Annotated in this window: 7 protein-coding genes; 1 reads left to right on the forward strand and 6 read right to left on the reverse strand. The window is 33.2% G+C overall.

Annotated elements, in window-relative coordinates; all coding sequences use genetic code 11:
* Positions 1-242: 242 nt before the first annotated feature.
* Together VLC96_RS00205 and VLC96_RS00210 are read right to left on the reverse strand one after the other, a co-directional pair.
* A complete protein-coding gene (locus tag VLC96_RS00205; RefSeq protein WP_325259881.1) occupies positions 243-659 on the reverse strand; it encodes a thiol-disulfide oxidoreductase DCC family protein in 417 nt (138 codons plus the stop codon).
* 125 nt (positions 660-784) lie between these two features.
* Positions 785-2950, reverse strand: a complete 2166-nt coding sequence (locus tag VLC96_RS00210) for an endonuclease MutS2 (RefSeq protein ID WP_325259883.1) — start codon at positions 2948-2950, stop codon at positions 785-787.
* 115 nt (positions 2951-3065) lie between these two features.
* On the opposite strand from VLC96_RS00210, the gene ung reads away from it, so the two are divergent.
* Positions 3066-3746, forward strand: a complete 681-nt coding sequence (ung, locus tag VLC96_RS00215) for a uracil-DNA glycosylase (RefSeq protein WP_325259885.1) — start codon at positions 3066-3068, stop codon at positions 3744-3746.
* A 127-nt stretch (positions 3747-3873) separates the two neighbouring features.
* Here the strand turns inward: ung and VLC96_RS00220 are convergent, their stop codons facing one another.
* From VLC96_RS00220 to VLC96_RS00235, 4 genes are all read right to left on the reverse strand, one after another.
* Positions 3874-4806 (reverse strand): transglutaminase, encoded by a 933-nt coding sequence (locus tag VLC96_RS00220; RefSeq protein WP_325259887.1) that lies wholly within the window; start codon positions 4804-4806, stop codon positions 3874-3876.
* A 120-nt stretch (positions 4807-4926) separates the two neighbouring features.
* Entirely contained in the window at positions 4927-5796 is an 870-nt protein-coding gene (locus tag VLC96_RS00225) for a nucleoside phosphorylase (protein ID WP_325259888.1), read from the reverse strand.
* A gap of 80 nt (positions 5797-5876) precedes the next feature.
* Positions 5877-6206, reverse strand: coding sequence for a translation initiation factor (locus tag VLC96_RS00230; RefSeq protein WP_325259889.1), 330 nt, complete (start codon positions 6204-6206; stop codon positions 5877-5879).
* Positions 6207-6287: 81 nt separating this feature from the next.
* Positions 6288-7238 carry an isopenicillin N synthase family dioxygenase gene (locus VLC96_RS00235; protein ID WP_325259891.1) on the reverse strand — a complete coding sequence of 317 codons (951 nt, stop codon included), beginning with the start codon at positions 7236-7238 and terminating at the stop codon, positions 6288-6290.
* Between the last annotated feature and the right edge of the window lie 163 nt (positions 7239-7401).

Here is a 7401-nt window from a genome sequence, read left to right on the forward strand (position 1 = left end):
AAAAAAAGGATGCTCACAGAAAGGCATCCTCTTCTTATTTTTAGAAAAATAAACTAATCATTTCATTCTATTAGAATTTAACTTTAAAACACAGTTCATATTTAAACCAATTTACCGAATCGCAACAACTATGAATGCACGGTTTATATATGAACAATCTCTAATAAAAATCAACTTTTAAGATGAGACAAATTTATAGCACAGATATCTCAAAAGAAATGATATTTGTCATATAATCAAAATTATTCCAAAAATTTTGATTTCAATTCAAAAGTAGGGATCATACAACTCTCTTTTTTGCCGTACCATTTATAACGGTTTTTGGCGATGTAGTCATAAAGGGCGTCACTTATAGCTTTTGGAAAAATTTTAAACACAGTTCCAAAATGCCAAAATCCACTAAGATTTTTTGAAATCTGAATAGCGGCCTGTGATTTGTAATAATACGCAATTCCAGGTTCGTACAAAATAATACTGTCTATATGAGCAGGATTTATGCCAATATGCTTCAATATTTTCTCTCCCAATTCAGATTGCAAAGCCACAAACCGAAAAACATCTTTTTTGTCATGTTCAATAATGAATTGAACGGCAGAGTTGCATAAATTACAAACTCCGTCAAAGAGAATTATTTTTTTGTTTTGAGGAAGGCTTAGCATTTTTTAGTCATTGTGAGGAATGAAGTAATCTCTATAGGTAATTTCGTCTCGATTATTTTTTAATTATGTTATTGCTTAGTGCCTTGAAATGACTTTGATAACGGTTCTGCTGAAAGCACAATAGATTATTTCTTTACCGCCTCAACTAATTCCAATTCATCCAAATTCACTTTTGAAGTAAAAATACCGTAGTTGACAGTAGCTTTGTTTTTTTCAATGGCATCAATACTTCCAACCGATTTTCCGTCGAGCATTCGTACACGATCACCAACTTTTAAAATAGGTTTTGGTTTTTCGATAACAGGTTTCAGTTTCTTTTCCTTTTTCTCTATTCTGATTTCCTCAACCTTTTTCTCAACTTCTTTGATGATTTCTTTTTTCAGTTCTACTTTTGCCTTAATTTCTTTAGGTGTGGCTTTTTTACGTTTGGAATTTTCTATTTCTACAATTTTCAAAAACTCACCAATAAGCTCTTTTTTGTTTTTGTTGTTGAAATATTTCTCAGCAATATCACTAATTTTTTGTCCAATATAAATCGTCTTCTGATTCTCATCATACAACTCCTGATAGCTTTCTAGTTTTTGCTTGATTTTGACATTTATATTCTCCATTTTTTTACTTTCTTCACGAGCCCGGATTTCTTCTTCCTTTAAATTTAAAGAAGTTCTTTCGAGCTTGGAACGCTCTTTTTGAAGTGTAGCAATAGTTTTATCAAAACGAACTTTTCCAACTTCAATTTTCTTCTTGGCACGATTGATTAATCCAAAAGGAATTCCGTTTTTCTGAGCTACCTCAAATGTAAAAGAGCTTCCCGCTTGACCTAAAACTAATTTGTACATCGGTTCCAAAGATTTTTCATCGAATAACATATTCGCATTAGTTGCAAAAGGTAATTCATTCGCTAAAATCTTTAGATTTGAATAATGCGTTGTAATCAATCCGAAAGCTTCACGATGATAGAACTCTTCCAAGAAAATTTCAGCCAAAGCTCCACCCAATTCAGGGTCAGAACCTGTACCAAATTCATCAATCAGAAACATGGTTTTCTTGTTGCACTTTTTCAAAAAGTAGTTCATGTTCTTTAAACGATAACTATACGTACTTAGGTGATTTTCAATAGATTGATTATCTCCAATATCTGTCAGTATTCTATCAAAAAGGAAAGTCTCACTTCGCTCATGAACTGGAATTAACATACCCGATTGCAACATCAATTGCAACAAACCTACTGTTTTCATCGAGATGGTTTTTCCTCCGGCATTTGGTCCAGAAATTACAATTATCCTTTTTTCCTGACTTAATTCAATTGTTTGTGGATATGTGATTTCTTTTTTTTGCTTATTGGTCAAATACAAAATAGGATGGTAAGCTTCTCTGAAAAACAATCTTCTTTCTTCTGTAATTGTTGGTAGAATTCCGTTTATTTTATTGGCATATTTTGCTTTGGCAGCAACAACATCAATATCACTAAGGAAATCCTGGTACTGAATGAGCAAAGGTAAAAAAGGACGAATTTGATTGGATAAATGTTTCAGAATTCGGGTGATTTCTTCTTTTTCCTCATATTCTAAATTGCCTAATTCTCTTGAATACTTTAAAGTATTTTCAGGTTCGATGTAAGCAATACTTCCTGTTTTTGAACTTCCTAAAATAGATCCTTTTACTTTGCGGCGATACATTGCTAAAACTGCCAGAACGCGACGATTTTGAACAAAACTTTCTTTGATATCATCTAAATAACCCAAACTGTTATATTGTGTCAAAGCTGAACCAAAACTTTGATTCACTTTACCACGAACCAAATTCATTTCACGTCGGATTTCCTGTAATCGCGGAGAAGCATCATCTTTTATTTCGCCATATTTATCAACGACAACATTGATAAGCGTTACAATTTCTTTGGTAAGTTGTATTCCACTCCCTTTGACCGCAAGGTTAGGATAATAGTCATTGAATTTATTTAAAAACGCCAAAAGAACATTTGTCGTTTCTGAAATCGTAGCGATTTTTCTAAAGCTGCCTACTTCCAGAAAACTATCTTCAATGGCTAAAAATTTTATTTCATAAGTAATGGCATCAAAACCATGATTAGGAATCGCATTGTTATTTTGAAAAGAAGAAACATACTCTGATGTCTGCAACAATGCACTCATCAAAGTTTCTTTGTCTCTAAAAGGGGTTATTTCTAAGGCTTTTTGTTTTCCAATATCGGTATTACAAATCTCTGAAATAGTTTCGAGAACCGTTGGAAATTGTAAATCCTGTAATGTTTTTTCTGTAATGGAGATCATTTTTTTATGTCAAAAGTCTAAAATCGAAGTTCCAAAGTTACAAAGTAAAAAGTCAAAAACCATTTTCTTTCTTCTCTTTGCAAAAACTTTACGAACTTTACTGCAAAAGATAATTATGCTGTACAATCTCAGTCCTTCCTGGCAATCCATTTTAGCCGATGAAATTCAGAAACCTTATTTCTTGGATTTAATGAAAACTGTAGATGAGGAATACAAAAATCATGTTTGTTTTCCTCCTAAAGAATTGATTTTTGCAGCTTTTAATAATTGCTCGTTTGATAATGTAAAAGTGGTGATTATTGGCCAAGACCCATATCATGGTGATGGAGAAGCTAATGGTTTGGCATTTTCGGTAAACGATTCGGTTCGAATTCCGCCATCGTTGCGTAATATTTTCAGGGAATTGAACGATGATTTGGATTCTATTTTTATGCCAACATCAGGCAATTTAGAACCTTGGGCAAAGCAAGGCGTTTTATTACTTAATGCTTCATTAACCGTTCGAAAAGACAATCCAAATAGCCATAAGCACCTCAAATGGAATTTGTTTACAGATGCCGTTATTCAAAAAATTTCGGAAGAGAAAGAAAATGTGGTTTTCCTGCTTTGGGGAAGTTTTGCTCAAAAGAAAGGTTCAAAAATTGACAGAACTAAACATCTTGTTTTAGAATCCGGACATCCTTCGCCAATGAGTGCCAACCAAGGTAAATGGTTTGGGAATAAACATTTTAGTAAGGCGAATTTGTATTTGAAAAAAAATAACTTGAAGACTATTGATTGGCTAAAGTTGTTTTGACTGCGTGAGGGATAGGAATAAGCTACCGAAGTAGCATGGATAGCCCGACCGCATTAAGTAAAGGGGCGTTATAAGCGTTGCAATAGGTAAGCCCCTTTGCTTAATGGGGTCACGCCCAAATTGTTTTTTAATCCAAAGTCAAAGCTCCGAGTATTTCTTCGGAAAGGAAAGGGCCTCCGGGATATTTTGCTGTATAATCGAGATTTAACCATACTTGATTGTGTTCGTCAATGTGGTAACTGAGTTGTTTATTTCGGCTTTCTTCGGTGAATAGTACATTTTTAATTAGATAATTTGCTTTTTCAAGATCTTTCATGGTTCCGATTAAAATTTCGGGATAAATATGCCCTTTTGTATGAATAAGTCTCGGAGTTCCGCCAATAGATTTGATGCTGGCCGCCATCAAAATGGAGTGATCGTCGCAGTCGCCCGAAAAATACATTAATGATTCATGGGCTGTTGCGATATAATCTCCGTTTTTTGGGTCATTTACATAATGCCATCTACTGTTTATTTCTTTGAAAACGGCAAAACACTGAATTAAATTTCTATAATCCGGGTATCCTTTGATATTTTCAAAATGCTTTGTGGTAGCCATTATAGCAAAGTTTCTAACCTTTGGATTTTCGAATTCTATGGCTTTGATTATCTCATTTTTATTTGGAAAAGGTAGGAGTTTTGCAATTATAATATCCTGTGGAAATGGGTTGTTGTTCATCGAATACAACATAGAATTGTAGTCATCAAAAACAGAATTAAAGCTGAAATTTCCAAACAGACTTCCATAAATAAGTAGTAAAAAATAAAGCGCCAAGCAAATGATAATGATAGTTCTTAATGTGTATAAAAGGGTATAAACAAGTACCAAAACCAGAATAAACAATATAATTCTGTCGATATTAAAATACCATTGTGGGTCAATTAAATTTTGGTGAAGTACTACAAATAAAGGGATTGTAATCAGGATACTCAAAAAAAAGATAACAAACCTATCCCAAGGTTTTTTCAACTGAAACTTGGCTTTTACGAGGTTAAAATTAGTTTTGTTAAATTGTATCATGATACCCAAAAAGGGAATTGAAATTGCTTTTTGTAAAAGTACTTTTTTTTATTGAAAAAGTTGCTGAGTTTCTAAGTTACTAAGTTTAAGCGCTCAGTAACTTAGAAATTTTGCAACATCTTACTCTGCCAATTTATTAAGTGTATATTCAATCAATTCATCTACAGCTTTGTATGGATCGCTACTAAAATTTCCACTTGCTCTATTGGCAATAATTGCATTAAGAGATAAAGCCTGATGACCTAATAGTGCTGAAAGCCCATAAATCGCTGACGTTTCCATTTCAAGATTTGTTATTCGGGTTCCTTCAAATGAGAAATTATCCATTTTGGAATTTAATTCTGGATCTTGAATATTCAAACGCAAAACACGTCCTTGTGGACCGTAAAAACCTCCGGCTGTTGCTGTAATTCCTTTATAAATTCTGTTACTGTCCAGTCTTTTTTCCAATATGGGAGAGCCTGGAATCACGGTGGGTCTTCCTTTTTGTAAATCCCAATTGGTATGTTGAATAAATGCATCCTCGATTGCAGCATTGGAAACTGAATCGATTAAATAGGAGCGGAGCATATTGTCAAGACCAAGTCCAAATTGAGCCATAACAAAACTATCTACAGGAATATCAGCATGCAAAGAACCAGAAGTTCCAATACGAATGATATTCAAAGATGTTAGTTTTTCTTTTGGCTTTCTAGTTTTCAAATCAATGTTGACCAAAGCATCCAGTTCATTGATAACAATATCAATATTATCAGGTCCAATTCCAGTTGACATCACCGTTATTCGTTTGCCTTTGTAAGTTCCGGTTTGGGTTTTGAATTCTCTTTTTTGAGTAGAAAATTCTATCGAATCAAAATGTTTAGTAATTTTTGCAACTCGATCTTGATCGCCAACGAAAATAATATCGTGGGCAATGTTTTCAGGTTTTAAATTCAAATGATACACACTCCCGTCAGGATTGAGTATTAATTCCGATTGTTGTATAGCCATTGTTTTTTGTTTAAGGTTTATTTGTTTAAAGTTTAAAATGTATAAGGCTTAAACTACTTAAACCTTAAACTTCAAACTTTTTACCCTCCTACGCGTTTTACTTTAAATCCTTTTTCTTTCAAAATAGTCATTATTTTATCACGATAATCCCCTTGAATGATGATCGAATCGTCTTTGAAAGTGCCACCAACACTTAGTTTAGTTTTAATTTCTTTCGCTAAAATTTTAAAATCCTCGTCAGTTCCTTCGTAACCTTCGATAATTGTAGTTGCTTTTCCTTTTCTTTTTTCGAATTTGCAAATCATAGGTTCTTTTTGAACGTATAATTGATGTGCTTCTTTCTCAATTTCTTCTTCTGGAGCCATTTGGTGGTCTGGAAAAAGGTTTTTTAATTGATCTTGTAAATCCATAATTTTAAATTATAAAAAAACCAAATTCCAAATCCCAAAAGGTTATTGGAATTTGGAATTTCAGTTTTGGAATTTTATTTCTTACTTCTTAATTAAACCTAAGTCTACTAGACGTTCATACAGGTATTCTCCTGCTGTAATGTCTTCAAATTTCTTTGGGTTTTCATCATCGATACAATTTTCTAAACAATCCAGTTTCATATCGCTTACCGGATGCATAAAAAATGGAATAGAATAACGTGAAGTTCCCCATAATTCTCTAGGAGGATTAACCACCTGATGGATTGTCGATTTCAGTTTATTATTAGTGTGACGTGATAACATATCGCCAACATTAATAACCAATTCATCTGGTTCAGCAACTGCATCAATCCAATCTCCATTGTGGTTTTGAACTTGCAATCCTTTACCTTGAGCTCCCATCAACAAAGTAATCAAGTTGATATCGCCGTGAGCCGCAGCTCTAATAGCATTTTCAGGTTCAGAAGTAATAGGAGGGTAGTGAATTGGTCTCAATATTGAATTTCCATCTTTAGCATACTGATCAAAATAAAACTCATCTAATCCAAGATGCAAAGCCAAAGCTCTCAATACATACACTCCAGTTTTTTCTAGCATTTGATAAGCTTCTTTACCAACAACATTAAAACGAGGTAATTCTTTTACTTCAACATTTTTAGGATATTCTGACGCATATTTGGAATCAGAATCCACATATTGTCCAAAATGCCAGAACTCTTTTAAATCCCCTTCTTTACGGCCTTTGGCATGTTCTTTTCCAAAAGATACATAACCTCTTTGTCCTCCAATTCCAGGAATCTCATAGCTGTGTTTGGTTTCTAATGGCAAAGCGAAAAAATTTCTGATTTCACCATACAACTCATCAACTAATTGGTCATTTAAAAAATGTCCTTTAAGTGCTACGAAGCCTATATCTTCGAATGCACTTCCGATTTCATTTACAAATTTTTGTTTACGTTTCGGGTCGTCCGAAAGGAAATCACGCAAGTCAACACTAGGAATGTTTTGCATATATGTCTGTATTTAATACTTTAGAAGTCTAAAAACTTCATGACTACAAATATAAAAAATAAAACAGATACGTTTTTTGTAAAATTACCCACATTTTAAAATTTTATAACAATTGCAAAACGTCCTGTTATAATTATTTTATCTTTGAGAGATCCAAAAAAAA

The organism is Flavobacterium sp. (assembly GCF_035456085.1).
Taxonomy (GTDB): domain Bacteria; phylum Bacteroidota; class Bacteroidia; order Flavobacteriales; family Flavobacteriaceae; genus Flavobacterium.